Genomic DNA, 18158 nt, shown 5'->3' with positions numbered 1-18158 from the left:
GTCCTGAAGGGACGTTGAAGACGACGACGTTGATAGGCCGGGTGTGTAAGCGCAGCGATGCGTTGAGCTAACCGGTACTAATGACCCGTGAGGCTTAACCTTACAACGCCAGAGGCGTTTTTGAGAGACAGATTTTCAGCGTGTGACGGATAAAATTAGCGGAAACGAAAGATTTTGCGGCGTGACAGGGCGCAGAGCGAAGACATCAGCGGGAGCATACTGAGGTATGTGACCGGTGTGGCTGAGCGATGGCAACGCGGTCATGACGTAAAAGATTCGTTTCGTGCACCAAGATTTGCCTGGCGGCTGTAGCGCGGTGGTCCCACCTGACCCCATGCCGAACTCAGAAGTGAAACGCCGTAGCGCCGATGGTAGTGTGGGGCCTCCCCATGCGAGAGTAGGGAACTGCCAGACATCAAATTTGTTCCTTTTCCTCTGACAGGGAAAATAACGGGAACAGACGGTTATCAGCCGGTTGCTGATAAGCGTGAAAGAATCGGTGGAGCGGTAGTTCAGTTGGTTAGAATACCTGCCTGTCACGCAGGGGGTCGCGGGTTCGAGCCCCGTCCGTTCCGCCACCCTATTAGGGGCGTAGTTCAATTGGTAGAGCACCGGTCTCCAAAACCGGGTGTTGGGGGTTCGAGTCCCTCCGCCCCTGCCAGAAAACGATCCTTTGCTTCGGCAAAGGATTTTTTTTTGCCTTCAGAAAGGCAAAAAAGAAGAACCAGCTAAATCTAACTGGTCTCATCTCTTCCCTTCCCTGCTTACTTCTCTGCCTGCCAATCTTTAGCTGTTTTGCCTGACCAGAATCGGGAATTTAAGCAACTGCCGGATATGCGCCTGCTGATCGCTGTTCTGCAACCAGACAGCATAGAGCGGACGAACGGCGACGGGCGTATCCGGAATCACCATCAACTCACCGTAAACACTTTGCCAGAAGTCAGGCAGGAACGCGCACGCTCCGGTGGTATGCAGCAGTTCACGGGTAACATGCGCCGACGTTGTGGTCAGTACCGGCACATCATCCGCCCCGGAAAGGTAACTCTGATGTTGATGAAAATCTGCTCCCCATTCCAGTTTAATGTAATCATATTTTTCGCGTTTCTCGCTCTGCCGGGCGCAGAACAGCGCTAGTGAGATATGACCAATCTGCTGACTGGTTAACTCATCCATCTTAGGCGCTTCAGTGGTTATCAGCAGATCCAGCTGGCGTTCATGGAGCTGCTTAACCAGCAGATGTCGTTGTGCCACGCGCGCTTCCAAATGCAGGCTTTCACGATTCTCATACAGCGTCTGTAGCCAAGGCGTCAGATAAGCCTCCCATAGCGACGCACTGGCACCGATCGAAAGCTCATGGTGCTGTTGAGTGTGAGAAACCTCCTTCTTTGCCATCATCCAGGTGCTCATCAGGCTTTCAGCATAGGGAAGCAGGCGTTCTCCAGCCGCTGTCAGACGTATGTTATTGCGATGCCGGGTAAAAAGGTTAACGCCAAGCTGATTCTCTAACTGGCGGATGCGAAAACTGACAGCAGATTGCGTAAGGTAAAGTGCTTCTGCAGCACGCCCGAAATGGCGTGTTCTGCTCACTTCCAGGAAAGTTTTCAGTAATTCCGTATCCACAGCGTTCTCCCAAAAAATGTTTGTCGTATAGATTTAAATGTTTTGTTTTACACTCTGTCAAGCCTATCTAATACTCCGCGCCATTAACAGCACGGCATTAGAAAATCAGGAGCGTGTAACATGGCGGAAAGCTTCTCAACAGAGAATCGTTTCTTTGATAACAAACATTACCCGCGTGGTTTCTCACGCCACGGTGACTTTACTATTAAAGAAGCTCAGCTTCTTGAACGCCACGGTTTCGCCTTTAATGAGCTGGATTTATCAAAGCGTGAGCCTGCAACCGAAGAAGAACGTCTGTTTATAGAAGTATGTCGTGGCGTGCGTGAGCCGCAAACGGAAGCTGAACGTGTATGGTCTAAATATATGACCCGCATTAAGCGTCCTAAGCGTTTTCATACGCTGTCCGGCGGTAAACCGCAGATGGACACCGTCGAAGACTTTACCGACAGCGACGATTAACTGAGAAGGGGCGAAAGCCCCTTTTTTACTGCAGGCTGTTATGCAGATGAATCATTAAACGATCAATTGTGCGATAACTGACAGCTTCCTGCAGATGGTGCCGGCTGATCTCTGCCTCTCCCGACAGATCGGCCACGGTACGCGCTACCTTCAAAATGCGTTGCCATGCCCGTACAGATAAACCCAGCTTTTCCAGTACTGACTCCAGCCACTCCGCATCCTCCTTAGCCGGCTGACACCAGCGCATAATCTCCGCATTGTTTAAATGCGCATTAATTTTTCCTGCACGGGTCAGCTGAATCTCCCGCGCTGCGACCACCCGATGGCGAACCCGTTCAGACGTTTCTGCTGGAGGGCGTTGACCGCTAAGCATTCCGCCCGGCAGTAGCGGTACCTCCAGCGAAAGATCAAAACGATCGAGAAAAGGGCCGGACAGCTTGCTGAGATAACGCAGCACCTGCTGAGGTGAGGTGCGGTTATGCTGTCCCTGATAATGTCCGGTTGGACTTGGATTCATTGCAGCAATCAGCTGAAATCGTGCCGGATAGGTGACTTTTGCGCGGGCACGTGAAATAGCGATGACCCCCGACTCTAATGGCTCGCGCAGAGAATCCAGCACCTTGCGATCAAATTCCGGTAACTCATCCAGAAACAGCACGCCGTTATGCGCCAGTGAGATCTCGCCGGGGCGTGGCAGCGATCCACCCCCAATTAATGCATAGAGAGATGCGCTATGGTGAGGCGACCTGAAAGGCCGGCTGCGCCATTGTCGGTGCAGAGTACTGCTATTGTTTACCAGGCTGGCGATTGCCGCGCATTCCAGAGCTTCCTGATCGGTTAAAGAAGGCATAATGCCAGGCAGACGGGTGGCAAGCATGGTTTTACCCGTGCCAGGCGGGCCAATCAGCAACAGGTTATGCCCGCCAGCTGCCGTGATCTCCAGTGCTCTGCGTCCCTGTTCCTGACCAATGATATCTGCGAGATCGTCAGCAGGCGGTTCGCCCTGATGATCAGGGGACTGAGCTGTCGGTAATGTGAGTTCATTACGCAGAAAAGTGCACACGTCGCTGAGGTGCGAGGCGACCAGCGACGATCCCTGACGGATGAGTCCGGCATCCGCCTGATTCTCAGCAGAGAGAACCAGCTGTCGTCCAGCCTGAATTGCCACCATGGCTGCCGGAATCGCGCCCTGTACACCGCACAGCGCGCCGTCGAGTGCCAGTTCACCCAGAAACTCATAGTGCGTCAGCTTGTCGGCAGGAAGCTGCTCAGAAGCGACCAGAATGGCGATCGCCATAGGTAAGTCATACCGTCCGCCCTCTTTAGGGAGGTCCGCTGGGGCCAGATTGATGGTGACCCGCTTTGCCGGAAAGGTGAAACCGCTGTTGATAATAGCGCTGCGTACCCGCTCACGCGCTTCTTTGACCGTTGTTTCTGGCAGACCTACCAGGGTTAAGGCAGGCAGGCCATTACTGATATGTGCCTCAATGGTCACCAGCGGGGCTTCTACCCCCAGTGCTGCCCGGGTCAGAACTTTTGACAATGACATACTCGCTCCTTATTGCCGTCAGTCTGGTGACTGCATCAAAGAAAAGCGAGAACATCATCAGTACGTTTCGGGCCATCGCACACCCTATCGAAAGTTGTTTCATAGCGTTTTAAAACGCTGCGCGACAGCACACAAATTCATCAAAATATCATTACGTCGCTAAAGTGATGAATAATTATCATCATGTAATTATTTCTTGTATTACAGATCGATAGGTCACGATTCCGCGCCACGCGCTAAAATAAATCTGTAAAAAAAGTTGTGCGATGGCCCCTGACTATGATAACTCTGTAGACATTACTTCGAACACGAAAAAGAATCGAACAACACATGAAAGCCCTTCTACAAGTGATTAGCCTGGTCGTGATTAGCGTGGTGGTGGTTATTAACCTACCGTGCGGGGCAACGCTTGGAGAAAGAAAGGCTTAAAAATCAAGCCTCGAATCCGAAAAAACCCCCGCACCGAAAGGTCCGGGGGTTTTTTTTCGACCCGAGGAAATATCAGTAAATCCACAAGGAACAAACAATGAACAGTAGCATAAAATTCTGTTGTTCCGGTCAGGACACAGGAGAATAGCGATGACAGGTGCACAGTGGGTAGTTCAGGCTTTACGCGCGCAGGGTGTTGATACCGTATTTGGTTACCCTGGCGGCGCCATCATGCCGGTATACGACGCGCTATACGATGGCGGCGTGGAACACCTACTGTGCCGTCATGAGCAGGGGGCGGTTATGGCCGCGATTGGCTATGCGCGATCTACCGGCAAAACCGGCGTCTGTATTGCTACCTCCGGCCCTGGCGCAACCAACCTGATCACCGGTCTGGCTGATGCCATGATGGACTCCGTGCCGATCGTTGCGGTAACAGGTCAGGTCTCGTCTGCATTTATCGGTACTGATGCTTTCCAGGAGATCGACGTGCTGGGGCTGTCCCTGGCCTGCACCAAACATAGCTTCCTGGTTGAGTCGCTGGATGAGCTGCCCGCTATTATGGCTGAAGCTTTTGCCATGGCGCAGTCAGGGCGCCCGGGGCCGGTACTGGTTGATATCCCTAAAGATATTCAGATTGCGCAGGGTGAACCCGCGCCGCATCTGGTTTCGGTGGAGGAGGAAGACTCGCTGCCGCATCATGCTATCCGCGAGTCGCGGGCAATAATGACCCAGGCCAGAAAACCGATGCTCTATGTTGGCGGAGGCGTGGGCATGGCGCAGGCGGTTCCGGCACTGCGAGCATTCGCAGAAGAAACCGGTATCCCTGCCGTTGCGACCCTGAAAGGTCTGGGCAGCGTCGATGCGCAGAGCGAGGTATATCTCGGTATGCTGGGGATGCACGGTACCAAAGCCGCTAACCTGGCCGTACAGGCGTGTGATCTGCTGATCGCGGTCGGTGCCCGTTTCGACGACCGCGTCACCGGCAAGCTGGACACCTTTGCACCGCATGCCAGCGTGATTCATCTCGATATCGACCCCGCTGAGTTAAACAAATTACGTCGCGCTCATGTCTCTCTGCAGGGCGATCTCAACGAATTGCTGCCCGCTCTGAGTCAGCCTTTGTCTATCAACGCCTGGCGCGATGAGGTACAGGCACTGAAAGCCAGCCACGCATGGCGCTACGACCATCCGGGCGAAGCGATCTATGCGCCGCTGCTGCTGAAGCAGCTTTCCGATCGCAAACCGGCCAATGCCATCGTCACCACCGACGTCGGTCAGCATCAGATGTGGACAGCGCAACATATGGCATTTGATGCGCCGGAGAACTTCATTACCTCCAGCGGCTTAGGCACCATGGGCTTTGGTTTGCCTGCTGCCATTGGCGCACAGGTTGCACGCCCGGACGATACGGTGATCTGTGTCTCGGGCGATGGCTCCATCATGATGAACATCCAGGAGCTGGGCACCATCAAGCGCGGCAAGCTGCCGGTCAAAATCGTACTGATGGATAACCAGCGTCTGGGTATGGTACGCCAGTGGCAACAGCTCTTTTTCGATGGTCGCTACAGTGAAACCAACCTGTCCGACAATCCCGATTTCCTCACGCTGGCCAGCGCATTCAACATCCCCGGCCAGCGCATTACCCGTAAAGATCAGGTCGACGCCGCCCTTGATGCTCTGCTGAACAGCGAAGGTCCTTACTTCCTGCATGTTGCAATTGATGAGCATGAAAACGTCTGGCCACTGGTACCGCCGGGTACCAGCAATGCAAACATGATGGAGAAAACCGTATGAACCAGCATCAATTGTCTATCGAAGCCCGTTTCCGCCCTGAAATATTAGAGCGCATTTTACGCGTTGTGCGTCATCGCGGTTTTCAGGTCTGTTCTATGAACATGGCCTCAGTCGCCAACGCAGAAAACATTAATATTGAAATGACCGTTGCCAGCCAGCGCTCCGTCGATTTACTGTCTTCGCAGTTAAGTAAATTGATCGACGTTGCATGCGTTCAGATTCAACAACAGACAACACAACAAATCCGCGCGTAGCCGCGAGAGGGAATAACAATGAGCACGAAGAAAGCAGACTTTATTTGGTTCAATGGCGAGATGGTTAAGTGGGAAGAGGCGAAGGTCAGCGTCATGTCCCACGCGTTGCACTACGGTACGTCGGTATTTGAAGGCGTCCGCTGCTACGACTCTCACAAAGGACCCGTTGTGTTCCGTCATCGTGAACACATGCAACGTCTGCACGACTCCGCCAAAATCTATCGTTTCCCGATTAAAAGCAGCGTTGATGAGCTGATGGAAGCGTGCCGCGAAGTCATCCGCGTGAACAAACTGAAAAGTGCTTATATCCGTCCACTGGCCTTTGTCGGCGATGTGGGCCTGGGCGTAAACCCGCCAGACGGCTTCACGACTGACGTGATCATTGCCGCCTTCCCGTGGGGCGCGTATCTGGGCGCTGAAGCGCTGGAGAATGGTATTGATGCGATGGTCTCTTCATGGAACCGCGTAGCGCCAAACACTCTGCCAACTGCTGCTAAAGCGGGTGGTAACTACCTCTCCTCACTGCTGGTGGGCAGCGAAGCCCGTCGTCATGGCTATCAGGAAGGCATCGCGCTGGATACCAATGGCCTGATTTCGGAAGGTGCAGGCGAAAACCTGTTTGAAGTTAAAGATGGCGTGCTCTTTACCCCGCCATTTACCTCTTCGGCACTGCCGGGCATCACGCGCGATGCGATCATTACGCTGGCGCGTGATATGGGCATTGAAGTGCGTGAGCAGACTCTGTCTCGTGAATCTCTCTATCTGGCTGATGAAGTCTTTATGTCTGGCACCGCGGCAGAAATCACACCAGTGCGCAGCGTTGACCGCATTCAGGTGGGCGAAGGCAAATGTGGCCCGGTCACCAAACGCATCCAGCAGGCCTTCTTTGGTCTGTTCACGGGTGAGACCGAAGACAAATGGGGCTGGTTAGATCCGGTTAACCCATAATCAGATACAGCGCGGACGTCATCTGACGTCCGCGAGCTAATTCTTACTGGAGTAAATAGAGCATGCCTAAGTACCGTTCCGCCACAACCACCCACGGCCGCAATATGGCGGGTGCCCGTGCCTTATGGCGCGCGACAGGAATGACCGATGATGATTTCGGCAAGCCGATTATCGCTGTGGTTAACTCATTCACCCAATTTGTTCCCGGCCACGTTCACCTTCGCGATCTGGGTAAACTCGTCGCTGAGCAGATTGAAGCATCAGGCGGTGTGGCTAAAGAGTTCAACACCATTGCGGTGGATGACGGTATTGCCATGGGTCATGGCGGCATGCTGTATTCACTGCCTTCGCGTGAGCTGATTGCTGACTCGGTCGAGTACATGGTTAACGCACACTGCGCCGACGCCATGGTCTGTATCTCTAACTGCGACAAAATCACCCCCGGCATGCTGATGGCGTCTCTGCGCCTCAATATCCCGGTGATTTTCGTTTCAGGCGGCCCGATGGAAGCGGGTAAAACCAAGCTTTCTGATCAGATCATCAAGCTGGACCTGGTCGATGCAATGATTCAGGGTGCCAACCCGAACGTCAGCGATGCTGACAGCGAACAGATCGAACGTTCTGCCTGTCCGACCTGCGGCTCCTGCTCCGGTATGTTCACAGCCAATTCGATGAACTGCCTGACTGAAGCACTCGGCCTGTCGCAGCCTGGCAACGGCTCCCTGCTGGCCACCCACGCCGATCGTAAAGAGCTGTTCATCAATGCCGGTAAGCGCATCGTCAGCCTGACCAAACGCTACTACGAGCAGGATGACGTTAACGTGCTGCCGCGGAACATTGCCAACAAGGCCGCCTTCGAGAACGCCATGATGCTGGATATCGCCATGGGCGGCTCCACCAATACCGTGCTGCACCTGCTGGCGGCGGCACAGGAAGGCGACATCGACTTCAATATCTCCGACATCGATCGCCTGTCACGTAAAGTGCCTCAGCTCTGTAAAGTCGCGCCAAGTACCCCGAAATACCATATGGAAGATGTGCATCGCGCGGGGGGTGTCTACGCGATTCTGGGCGAGCTGGATCGCGCAGGTCTGTTCGACAGCAGCGCGCGCAACATCCTGCAGCAGACGATGCGTGAAACGCTGGATCAGTACGACATCATGCTGACCAACGATCAGGCGGTAAAAGAGATGTTCCGTGCTGGCCCGGCGGGCATCCGTACTACCCAGGCATTCTCGCAGAGCTGCCGCTGGGACACGCTGGATGATGACCGTGCCGAGGGCTGTATCCGCACCCGCGAGAACGCGTACTCACAGGATGGCGGTCTGGCCGTTCTTTACGGCAACATCGCCGAAGATGGCTGTATCGTTAAAACGGCGGGCGTAGACAAAGAGATTCTGACCTTCACCGGTCCGGCCAAAGTCTATGAAAGCCAGGATGATGCGGTAGAAGCGATTCTGGGCGGCAAAGTCGTGGCAGGCGACGTGGTCGTGATCCGCTACGAAGGGCCAAAAGGCGGGCCGGGCATGCAGGAAATGCTCTATCCGACTACCTATCTGAAATCGATGGGACTGGGCAAAAGCTGCGCCCTGATCACCGATGGTCGTTTCTCCGGCGGTACGTCGGGCCTCTCTATCGGCCATGCTTCGCCTGAAGCGGCCAACGGCGGCACCATTGCGCTGGTCAAAGATGGCGACACTATTGAAATCGATATCCCTAACCGCGGCATCAAACTCGCTGTGCCGGATAACGAACTGCACGCGCGCCGTGAAGAGCAGCAGGCACGTGGCGATGCGGCGTATACGCCGGTCAATCGTCAGCGTGAAGTCTCCTTTGCGCTGCGTGCTTACGCATTACTCGCGACCAGTGCTGACAAAGGTGCCGTCCGCGATAAGAGCAAGCTGGGAGGCTGACAATGGCCGAGTCTCAACCGCTACCCGACGCGCCGTGCGGCGCGGAGTATCTGCGCGCAGTGCTGCGTTCACCGGTGTATGAAGTCGCACAGGTGACGCCGCTGCAGGTTATGGAAAAAATCTCATCGCGTCTTGGCAACACCATTCTGGTGAAGCGGGAAGATCGCCAGCCGGTACACAGTTTCAAGCTGCGCGGTGCCTACGCGATGATTGCCGGTCTGAACGAAGAGCAGAAAGCGCGCGGCGTGGTGACGGCATCAGCCGGCAACCACGCGCAGGGCGTGGCGCTCTCCGCGACGAAGCTGGGCATCAAGTCACTAATCGTGATGCCGCTGGCGACCGCAGACATCAAGGTTGATGCGGTGCGCGCATTTGGCGGTGAGGCTTTTCTGTTTGGGGCTAACTTTGACGAGGCGAAAGCCAAAGCGATAGAGCTCGCTGAACAGCGTGGCTATACCTTCGTGCCGCCGTTTGACCATCCGGCGGTGATTGCCGGACAGGGCACGCTGGCGATGGAGCTGTTGCAGCAGGATGCGCACCTCGACCGGGTCTTTGTCCCGGTTGGCGGCGGTGGTCTGGCAGCCGGTGTTGCCGTGCTGATTAAACAGCTGATGCCGCAAATTAAAGTGATTGCGGTGGAGTCAGAAGATTCAGCCTGTCTGAAGGCGGCGCTGGACGCCGGTCATCCGGTCGATCTGCCACGCGTCGGGCTGTTTGCCGAAGGCGTGGCGGTGAAGCGCATCGGCAGCGAGACCTTCCGGCTCTGTCAGGCCTACATCGATGACATCATCACCGTCGACAGCGATGCGATTTGCGCTGCGATGAAAGACCTGTTCGAAGATGTTCGCGCCGTGGCGGAGCCGTCTGGCGCGCTGGCGCTGGCGGGCATGAAGAAGTATATCCAGCAGCACGAGATCAAAGGCGAGCGACTGGCGCATGTCTTATCCGGTGCCAACGTCAATTTCCACGGTCTGCGTTACGTCTCCGAGCGTTGCGAGCTGGGCGAACAGCGTGAAGCGCTGCTGGCCGTCACCATTCCGGAACAGCAGGGCAGCTTCCTGCGTTTCTGTCAGACGCTGGGCGGACGTTCCATCACCGAGTTCAACTACCGCTACGCGGACGCGGACAAAGCCTGCATTTTTGTTGGTGTACGTCTGACACGTGGCGTGGAAGAGCGCAGCGAAATCATCAGCGAACTTACCCGCGGCGGTTATCAGGTGGTCGATCTCTCAGATGATGAGATGGCGAAATTGCATGTGCGTTACATGGTGGGCGGACGTCCCTCCAAGCCGCTGCGTGAACGGCTCTTCAGCTTCGAGTTTCCGGAGGCGCCTGGCGCATTGCTGAAGTTCCTGCAAACGCTGGGCACCCACTGGAATATCTCGCTGTTTCACTACCGCAGCCACGGCACCGATTATGGTCGTGTGCTGGCGGCTTTTGAGCTCGGCAGCGATGAGCCGCGTTTTGAGGAGCATCTCACCGACCTGGGTTATGACTTTCACGACGAAAGCCAGAACCCGGCGTTCCGCTTCTTCCTGTCAGGCCACTGATTACAGCTGGCTCCAGAAAGCACTGATCAGCGGCTCTCCGAGCCGCTTTTTTTGCACGCAGATACCGAGTTCGAACGGCGCAACAGACTCCACATTCTCCAGCATCAGCACGCGGTTACGCACCGGGTCCGGGCTGTTCTCCAGCACGACATCCGGCAACAGCGCAATACCGCAACCCAGCGCTACCATTGAGACTATCGCCTCATGCCCCGATACCGTGGCGTAAATCACCGGATTCGGGATGCGCTGGCGGCGGAACCAGAGATCGATACGCCGTCGTGCGGGTCCCTGCACCGGCAGGATAAACGGAATTTTTGACCAGTCGGGCTGCGGCTGGGTGGCCTGGGTGCGAACGGCACAGGGTAATGCAGGCGCAATCAGCACCAGCGGAATCAGCCCCAGTGGCATAAAATCAATGCTGGCGGGCAGGGTTTCAGGCCGTCCGGCAATCGCCAGATCGGCATCGCCTGAGTGCACTTTTTCCACCGCATCCGCAGCATCACCGGTATCCAGTTTAATTTCGACCTGTGGATGTTCGGCACGAAAGCGGTCAAGGATCGGCGGCAGATGGCTGTAGGCCGCCGTCACCGAACAGAACAGGCGCAGCTCGCCGCTGAGTGACGGACCGTTAAGATCCATCACATGGCGCAGTTGCTGATACTGCAACAGCGTCTGTTGGGCGAACTGGCGCAGACGTTCACCCGCCTCCGTCAGCGTCACGGTGCGATTATCACGCAGAAACAGCGCATGGCCGACATCGTCTTCAAGCCGCTGGATCTGGCGTGACAGTGTGGATGGGCTGACGTGCATAGCACGCGCAGTGCGCCCGAAGTGGCAGCTTTCTGCCAGATGAAGAAACAGTTTCAGATCCCGTAAATCCATGCGCGCATCGCCTGTGGTTGGTGTTGCATTTATTGCAATGTGACGTTGTTAATATATCAATTTAAGCAACAGAATTCCTGTCATATGATGGGGTCATTCGCGGCGCTGCATGATGCGCCGTTCCTGAACAAAAAAAGCAAACACAACCTTACCGGAGTACCCATGGCTAACTATTTCAACACATTGAACCTGCGCAACCAGCTGGCGCAATTAGGCAAATGTCGTTTCATGGCGCGTGATGAATTCGCGGATGGTGCCAGTTTCCTGAAAGGCAAAAAAGTCGTTATCGTTGGCTGTGGTGCGCAGGGCCTGAACCAGGGTCTGAACATGCGTGATTCTGGTCTGGATGTCGCCTATGCACTGCGTGCCGAAGCGATTGCGGAGAAACGCCCTTCATGGCGCAAAGCGACCGATAACGGTTTCAAAGTGGGTACTTACGAAGATCTGATCCCGCAGGCGGACCTGGTCGTTAACCTGACGCCAGACAAGCAGCACTCTGCTGTCGTTCAGGCTGTTCAGCCGCTGATGAAAGATGGCGCTGCACTGGGCTACTCGCACGGTTTCAACATCGTTGAAGTGGGCGAAAGCATCCGTAAAGACATCACCGTCGTCATGGTGGCACCTAAGTGCCCGGGTACTGAGGTTCGTGAAGAGTACAAACGCGGCTTTGGTGTTCCGACGCTGATCGCGGTTCACCCGGAAAACGATCCAAAAGGCGAAGGCATGGCGATCGCCAAAGCCTGGGCAGCAGCAACCGGCGGCGATCGTGCTGGCGTGCTGGAATCTTCCTTCGTGGCAGAAGTGAAATCTGACCTGATGGGTGAGCAGACCATTCTGTGTGGCATGTTGCAGGCGGGTTCACTGCTCTGCTTCGACAAGCTGGTGGCTGAAGGTACTGACCCGGCTTACGCAGAAAAACTGATTCAGTTCGGCTGGGAAACCATCACCGAGTCACTGAAGTTTGGTGGCATCACCCTGATGATGGACCGCCTCTCTAACCCGGCCAAACTGCGTGCCTATGCGCTGTCAGAGCAGCTGAAAACCATCATGGCACCGCTGTTCCAGAAGCACATGGATGACATCATCTCCGGCGAATTCTCTTCCGGCATGATGGCTGACTGGGCGAATGATGATAAAAACCTGCTGACCTGGCGTGAAGAGACCGGCCAGACCGCATTCGAGACTGCCGCACAGTATGAGGGCAAAATCGAAGAGCAGGAGTACTACGACAAAGGCGTAGTGATGGTTGCAATGGTTAAAGCGGGCGTTGAGCTGGCGTTTGAAACCATGGTCGATGCCGGCATCATCGAAGAGTCTGCTTACTACGAATCTCTGCACGAGCTGCCGCTGATTGCGAACACCATTGCCCGTAAGCGTTTGTATGAGATGAACGTGGTGATCTCCGATACTGCCGAATATGGTAACTACCTGTTCTCCTTCGCTGCGGTGCCGCTGCTGAAAGAGTTCATGACCACGCTGCAGCCAGGTGATCTGGGTAAAGCGGTTGAAGGCACGCAGGTCGACAACGCGCAGCTGCGTGACGTTAACGAAGCCGTTCGTCAGCACCCGATTGAAACCGTTGGCCGCAAGCTGCGTGGCTATATGACCGACATGAAGCGTATCGCTGTCGCGGGCTAATAACCGGCAACACAGTTTTCAGCAAAACAAACCCCGGCTTGCCGGGGTTTTTTGTTTGCTAACAATGCCTGAGAAGTTCGCTGGTGGAACGGTGCCTGCACTGCCGGCTTCGCTGTGAGACCGAGCCTGCACAGGCAACACGGTCAGATCGGAAAGGCGCTTAAGCCCAATCCCTGGCCGCTCGTCCCGCGCGATTACGCACCTCATCCCTGAGGTGCGCCCGTAAACGGGCCAACGCTTTGCGTTGTTCAAAAACGCTCCCGGCGTTTTTGTCCCAGACGCGGAACGCTTTCCTCTTCTGACCGTGTTCCCTGTGTCCTTAAGCTTCTTCATTGCTGCCAATATCACTAGCCTTTAAACGCGATTCAGCTTTTTTCGAACAGACAACTAATCCACTTAAAGCGATGGGAGCATACGCCTGTAGCAAAGCATCGCGGGCCAGGGATGGCCCGCGCTGAGCCCGCCATGGATGGCGTCTTTCGCGTCTTTGCGGAGGGCGTATGCTCCCTGAGCATGCTGGCTAATCTCAAGGCGATTGTTTTTGCCCTTTGGGCAGCACTTCTTCGCCGTTAGGGGCGATGTATATTTCCTGAATAGCCTTAGATTGACTAAACCCAACCCATAAAAAAACCCGGCATCTGCCGGGTTTCACTGACTTTCATCCAACAGGATTAAACGTCATACAACGTCTGGTGACGCGTCTCTTTACAGGCCAGCAACGCTATCAGCGTCAGCACCGCCATCGACGCCAGATACAGCCCCACCGCCTGCAGACCATAATTGGCATTCAGCCAGGTCGCGATGTAAGGCGCAACAGAGGCTCCCAGAATCGAGGAGAGATTGTAGGAGAACGAGGCACCGGTATAACGCACTTCGGTCGGGAACAATTCCGGCAGCAGCGCACCCATCGGGCCAAACGTCAGCCCCATAATGCTCAGACCCAGCAGCAGAAACGCCATCACCAGCGCCTGTGAACCGGAACCCAGCATTGCCGGGAACAGGAACGAAAACGCGATAATCATCAGCGTAATGGTAATCATCGTCTTGCGACGTCCAAAACGGTCAGCCAGCAAACCGGCAATCGGCACCATTACCCCAAAACCAATCACCGCCAGCATCAGCATCCACAACATACTGTTACGCGGAATACCCAGACCCGCTGGTGCTGGTGTGGTGCCGTAGCTCATTGAATAGACGGTCATAATATAGAACAGCGTATAGGTCGCCAGCATGATAAAGGTGCCGAGAATCGTGGCGGTCAGATGCTTGCCCAGCAGCGCCGCAATCGGCACGCGAACCTGCTTCTTCTCTTTCTGCACTTTGGCAAACACCGGACTCTCATGCAGCGACACGCGCACATACAGGCCAATCAGCACCAGCACGGCGGAGAGAATAAACGGCACGCGCCAGCCCCATTGCATAAACTGCTCATCGGTCAGCAGCCACGAAAGCAGCAGAAACGTTCCGTTCGCAAAGAAAAAGCCAATCGGCGCACCCAGTTGAGGAAACGAACCGTAAAGTGCACGCTTCTTCGCCGGAGCATTTTCCGTCGCCAGCAGCGCCGCGCCGCCCCATTCACCGCCCAGTCCCAGCCCCTGACCAAAACGTGCCAGCGCCAGCAGCAGCGGTGCCATTACGCCAATCGTCTCATAACCTGGCAGCAGACCAATCACTACGGTGGAAATACCCATGGTCAGCAGCGAGGCTACCAGCGTGGCTTTACGCCCGACGCGATCGCCAAAGTGACCAAACACGGCAGAGCCAATCGGGCGCGCGATAAAGGCGATAGCGAAAGTGGCCAGCGACTGTAGCGTGGCGACCGTAGCATCACCCTGCGGGAAGAAAATGTGCGGGAAAACAATCACTGCCGCAGTGGCATAAATATAGAAGTCGAAGAACTCGATGGCCGTACCGACCAGCGAGGCAATCACCACTTTACTGCGTGAGTTAACCGGCGTGGGATCCTGCTGTTTGTCGAGTGTGTCTGTGAGGGAGGCTTGCATAACTGTTTCTTATTTGTAAATACAGACAAAGAATCTTACGCATCTGCCAGAGCGCATTCAATGATGAAAACCCGCGCCGCGTCTGGCTTCAGAGGCCAAAAAGAGGATAATTTCTGTGGTGTGACGAATGCCGGGTGATACCGGGGGAAACCGGACGATATCTGGCGGGATACTCTAAGAAAGGGCTAAATAAAAGTGACCCCTCAGCTATTCATCCTGTTATCTGGTGAAAAAATAGCCGGGGGGTGACATTTTCCGCTGTTGTTAACGAATTACGATGCTTTGCTGCGGGATGCGCTGCCCGCTTCCGGCATCTGCGGGTCGTCTTTATATTTGGCCGTGGCGATCCACGCTGCACAGAACAGCGTCAGACGGGCGAAGAAATAGAAAAACGCCATCAGACCGAGTACAGAACCAAAGGCTGCACCGGAAGGTGAGGTCGCCAGCTTCGGCAGCGTCAGCGTCATCACAAACTTAATTACCTCAAAGCCGATTGCCGCCAGCAGGGTGCCGCGAAACAGTGCTTTCTTGCGCGGCTTATGTCGCGGCAGGATCCAGAAAATCCAGAGGAACAACAGATAGTTTGCCAGAACAGAAATCGACGTGGCAATAATGGTCAGGGCAGGCCGTAACCAGTCGATGCCATCAAGTCCCAGCGCACTCACGATGGTCGCCTGTGCAGAACCCGCTACCGAGGTCAGCGACAGGGTAATGATAAGTGCCAGCATCAGACCCGTCAGCGACAGGAAGTCGCGAATATAACGTTTCCAGATCTTCTCTTTGTCATCCGGTTTGCGTTCCCAGACGTCGCGCGACTGGGCGCGGATCGCTTCACGCAGGTTTCCCATCCAGTTAAGGCCGGAGTAGAGCGCCAGCAGTAAACCAGTGATACCCACGGTGGCACGCTGCTGAATGGCGGTATTCACCGTATTTTTCAGCGTGGTTGCCAGCGTCGGGTCACTGATGCTGCTGACGATTTTGTTGATGATATCGGTCAGCAGATCCTGATTCGATGCCAGCACAAAACCCACGGCGGCGAACGACACCATCAGAATAGGGATCAGCGATAAAAACGAGAAATAAGTAATAGCCGCGCCAAACTGGCTGCCGAGTCGGTCATTAAAGCGGTCAAGGGCGCGAATAAAGTGCGCCACCGCCGGAATCGCCTGGAACCAGGCGGCGAAGCGGGACACGCGAACAATCGATTCATCCACGGTGTGATTGCCGGTTTTAATATCGATAAGCGGCTTTTCTGGCTGCATATCCTGCGGGTTTTCCTGCTTGTCTGTCATAGACCTTCACTGTCCTGTTTATCATTAAAATCAAAGTATAGCCGCTCAGGTGACGTACTCCTGTAACACCTGACTCAGCCACTCCATAAATACCCTTACGCGACGTGCCACATTGCGCCGGTGCGGATAGAGCAGATGGATCGGCATCGGTCTGGCGGGAAAGCGATGCAGCACTTCCACCAGCTCGCCCCTTTCCAGTAATGTCTGAATCCCGGCGGCGGGTACCTGAATAATCCCCAGTCCCGCCAGGCAGGCGGCGCGGTAGGTCTCCGTACTGTTCACCGTCACCACACCGCCGGTATGAACGTAATGGCACTGCCTGCCATCAAAATATTCAAAACCCGGTGAGGCCTGGCCGAGCTGCTGGCTGTAATGCACCATCGCATGCTGCGACAGCTCTTCCAGCCGGACTGGCATGCCGAAACGCGAAAGGTAGCCGGGGCTGGCGCAGTTGATCAAGGTATGAGTACCAATTTTTCGTGCGATCAGTCCTGAATCCTTCAGCTCACCGACCCGGATGACACAGTCAAAGCCTTCCCGGATCACATCCACCTGACGGTCGCTGCTGCTCAGCTCAATTTCCACGCCCGGGTAGTGTTGCAGAAATTCCGGCAGCCTTGGAAGGATAAAACCGGTGGCCATCGCCACTGACATGTCGACCCGGAGTTTACCGCTGAGCGAGGCGGGTTCATGCTGAAACAGGCTGTCCATATCGTCAATCATCGACAACAGATCCAGGCAGCGGTCGTAATAGACCAGACCATCCTGGGTTAGTTGCACCCGGCGCGTGGTGCGATGCAGCAAACGTGTTGCCATTTGATTCTCCAGCGCCTGAATCTGTCGCGATACGCTGCCTTTGGGTATGCCTAAACTCTCTGCCGCGCGGGTAAAACTGCCCATTTCGGCCACCCGCACAAACACCTGCATTGCGTGAATTTTGTCCATGTTGTTCACCGATTGTTGTTTTTATTGAAACAGTGATGCGTATTTAACCCTGTTTATAGATCAATAATTCGCGAATATCCTTTAACCGTGTTCAATTTTTCAACAGGTGTGTGAGATGAATCAGAAAGTGGCGTTAATTACCGGTGCAAATCGCGGTTTAGGTCGCAACGGAGCCTTAAAACTGGCTGCCAGAGGCACAGATATTATTCTGACTTACCGCAGCCATGCCGATGAGGCGCAGGCGGTTGTAAAGGAAATTGAAGCACTGGGACGACGTGCCGTGGCGCTGGCGCTGGATGTTGGCCAAACCAGCCAGTTTGATCGCTTTGCCGGCGAGGTGAAAGAGGTTCTGCAACAGCAGTGGCAGCGTGAACGCTTTGACTATTTAGTGAACAACGCCGGTCACGGACACTACAAGCCGTTTACCGAGACCACCGAGGCGGAATTTGATGCACTGGTGAATGTGCATTTCAAAGGGCCTTACTTCCTGACCCAGAAGCTGCTGCCGCTGATTAACGACGGGGGGCGCATCCTGAATATCTCCAGCGGTCTGACCCGTCTGGTCTATCCTGGCTCCGCGACCTATGCGTCGATGAAAGGGGCGATGGAAGTCCTGACGCGCTATCAGGCGAAAGAGCTGGGTGAACGCCGCATTCGCGTCAATATTCTGGCACCTGGCGCGATAGAGACTGACTTTGGCGGAGGACGTGTGCGTGATACCCGTGAGCTTAACGACCAGATTGCCGGTCTGACGGCGCTGGGGCGGGTCGGACTGCCGGATGATATCGGCGACGCTATCAGCGCGATCCTGAGTGACGAAACGGGCTGGATCACCGCGCAGCGCATTGAAGCGTCAGGCGGGCAGGGAATTTAACCGCG

The 18158-nt window shown here is 55.2% G+C and carries 15 protein-coding genes, 2 tRNA genes and 2 rRNA genes; 13 read left to right on the top strand and 6 right to left on the bottom strand.

Annotated features, from left to right (window positions below):
- The 4 genes from F3I44_RS10705 to F3I44_RS10690 form a co-directional block, all read left to right on the top strand.
- A 23S ribosomal RNA gene (locus tag F3I44_RS10705) occupies positions 1–102 on the top strand; the annotation flags it as partial.
- A gap of 196 nt (positions 103–298) precedes the next feature.
- A 5S ribosomal RNA gene (rrf, locus tag F3I44_RS10700) occupies positions 299–414 on the top strand.
- Between the two features lie 87 nt (positions 415–501).
- A tRNA-Asp gene (locus tag F3I44_RS10695) sits at positions 502–578 on the top strand.
- Between the two features lie 7 nt (positions 579–585).
- Positions 586–661 (top strand) — tRNA-Trp (locus tag F3I44_RS10690).
- A gap of 125 nt (positions 662–786) precedes the next feature.
- On the opposite strand, the gene hdfR is transcribed toward F3I44_RS10690, so the two are convergent.
- On the bottom strand, positions 787–1620 hold the full coding sequence (gene hdfR / locus F3I44_RS10685; RefSeq protein ID WP_150015859.1) for an HTH-type transcriptional regulator HdfR: 834 nt from the start codon (positions 1618–1620) through the stop codon (positions 787–789).
- Positions 1621–1740: 120 nt separating this feature from the next.
- Here hdfR and F3I44_RS10680 point away from each other — a divergent pair, with 120 nt between their 5' ends.
- On the top strand, positions 1741–2079 hold the full coding sequence (locus F3I44_RS10680) for a DUF413 domain-containing protein (RefSeq protein ID WP_010253568.1): 339 nt from the start codon (positions 1741–1743) through the stop codon (positions 2077–2079).
- A gap of 25 nt (positions 2080–2104) precedes the next feature.
- On the opposite strand, the gene F3I44_RS10675 is transcribed toward F3I44_RS10680, so the two are convergent.
- Positions 2105–3628 (bottom strand): YifB family Mg chelatase-like AAA ATPase, encoded by a 1524-nt coding sequence (locus F3I44_RS10675; protein WP_150015860.1) that lies wholly within the window; start codon positions 3626–3628, stop codon positions 2105–2107.
- Positions 3629–3958: 330 nt separating this feature from the next.
- On the opposite strand from F3I44_RS10675, the gene ilvL reads away from it, so the two are divergent.
- The 6 genes from ilvL to ilvA all read left to right on the top strand — a co-directional run bounded on the left by ilvL (position 3959) and on the right by ilvA (position 10519).
- Positions 3959–4057 (top strand): ilv operon leader peptide, encoded by a 99-nt coding sequence (gene ilvL / locus F3I44_RS10670; RefSeq protein ID WP_072101316.1) that lies wholly within the window; start codon positions 3959–3961, stop codon positions 4055–4057.
- Positions 4058–4207: 150 nt separating this feature from the next.
- Complete coding sequence (gene ilvG / locus F3I44_RS10665; protein ID WP_150015861.1) at positions 4208–5854, top strand: acetolactate synthase 2 catalytic subunit; 1647 nt, start codon at positions 4208–4210, stop codon at positions 5852–5854.
- Positions 5851–6108, top strand: a complete 258-nt coding sequence (gene ilvM, locus F3I44_RS10660) for an acetolactate synthase 2 small subunit (protein ID WP_008926359.1) — start codon at positions 5851–5853, stop codon at positions 6106–6108. The genes ilvG and ilvM overlap by 4 nt, the downstream gene beginning before the upstream one ends.
- 18 nt (positions 6109–6126) lie before the next feature.
- Positions 6127–7056 (top strand): branched-chain amino acid transaminase, encoded by a 930-nt coding sequence (locus F3I44_RS10655; protein ID WP_150015862.1) that lies wholly within the window; start codon positions 6127–6129, stop codon positions 7054–7056.
- A 62-nt stretch (positions 7057–7118) separates the two neighbouring features.
- The gene (gene ilvD / locus F3I44_RS10650; RefSeq protein ID WP_150015863.1) at positions 7119–8969 is read left to right on the top strand and encodes a dihydroxy-acid dehydratase; all 1851 of its coding nucleotides are present in this window, start codon (positions 7119–7121) and stop codon (positions 8967–8969) included.
- A gap of 2 nt (positions 8970–8971) precedes the next feature.
- Entirely contained in the window at positions 8972–10519 is a 1548-nt protein-coding gene (gene ilvA, locus F3I44_RS10645; protein WP_033734421.1) for a threonine ammonia-lyase, biosynthetic, read from the top strand.
- Here the strand turns inward: ilvA and ilvY are convergent, their stop codons facing one another.
- Complete coding sequence (gene ilvY / locus F3I44_RS10640) at positions 10520–11401, bottom strand: HTH-type transcriptional activator IlvY (RefSeq protein ID WP_150015864.1); 882 nt, start codon at positions 11399–11401, stop codon at positions 10520–10522.
- 162 nt (positions 11402–11563) lie between these two features.
- Here ilvY and ilvC point away from each other — a divergent pair, with 162 nt between their 5' ends.
- A complete protein-coding gene (ilvC, locus tag F3I44_RS10635) occupies positions 11564–13039 on the top strand; it encodes a ketol-acid reductoisomerase (RefSeq protein WP_105099982.1) in 1476 nt (491 codons plus the stop codon).
- 671 nt (positions 13040–13710) lie between these two features.
- Here ilvC and F3I44_RS10630 read toward each other — a convergent pair.
- The 3 genes from F3I44_RS10630 to F3I44_RS10620 form a co-directional block, all read right to left on the bottom strand.
- Complete coding sequence (locus F3I44_RS10630) at positions 13711–15042, bottom strand: MFS transporter (protein ID WP_150015865.1); 1332 nt, start codon at positions 15040–15042, stop codon at positions 13711–13713.
- Positions 15043–15314: 272 nt separating this feature from the next.
- On the bottom strand, positions 15315–16334 hold the full coding sequence (gene yhjD, locus F3I44_RS10625; RefSeq protein ID WP_150015866.1) for an inner membrane protein YhjD: 1020 nt from the start codon (positions 16332–16334) through the stop codon (positions 15315–15317).
- Positions 16335–16379: 45 nt separating this feature from the next.
- Positions 16380–17279, bottom strand: coding sequence for a LysR family transcriptional regulator (locus F3I44_RS10620; protein ID WP_150015867.1), 900 nt, complete (start codon positions 17277–17279; stop codon positions 16380–16382).
- 115 nt (positions 17280–17394) lie between these two features.
- On the opposite strand from F3I44_RS10620, the gene F3I44_RS10615 reads away from it, so the two are divergent.
- On the top strand, positions 17395–18153 hold the full coding sequence (locus F3I44_RS10615) for an SDR family NAD(P)-dependent oxidoreductase (RefSeq protein WP_150015868.1): 759 nt from the start codon (positions 17395–17397) through the stop codon (positions 18151–18153).
- The last annotated feature ends 5 nt before the right edge of the window (positions 18154–18158 follow it).

It is taken from the genome of Pantoea sp. F_5, from assembly GCF_008631595.1.
GTDB lineage: Bacteria > Pseudomonadota > Gammaproteobacteria > Enterobacterales > Enterobacteriaceae > Pantoea > Pantoea gossypiicola.
Note: the sequence above shows the minus strand (reverse complement) of the source record. Positions and strands in the feature narration are given on the sequence as shown.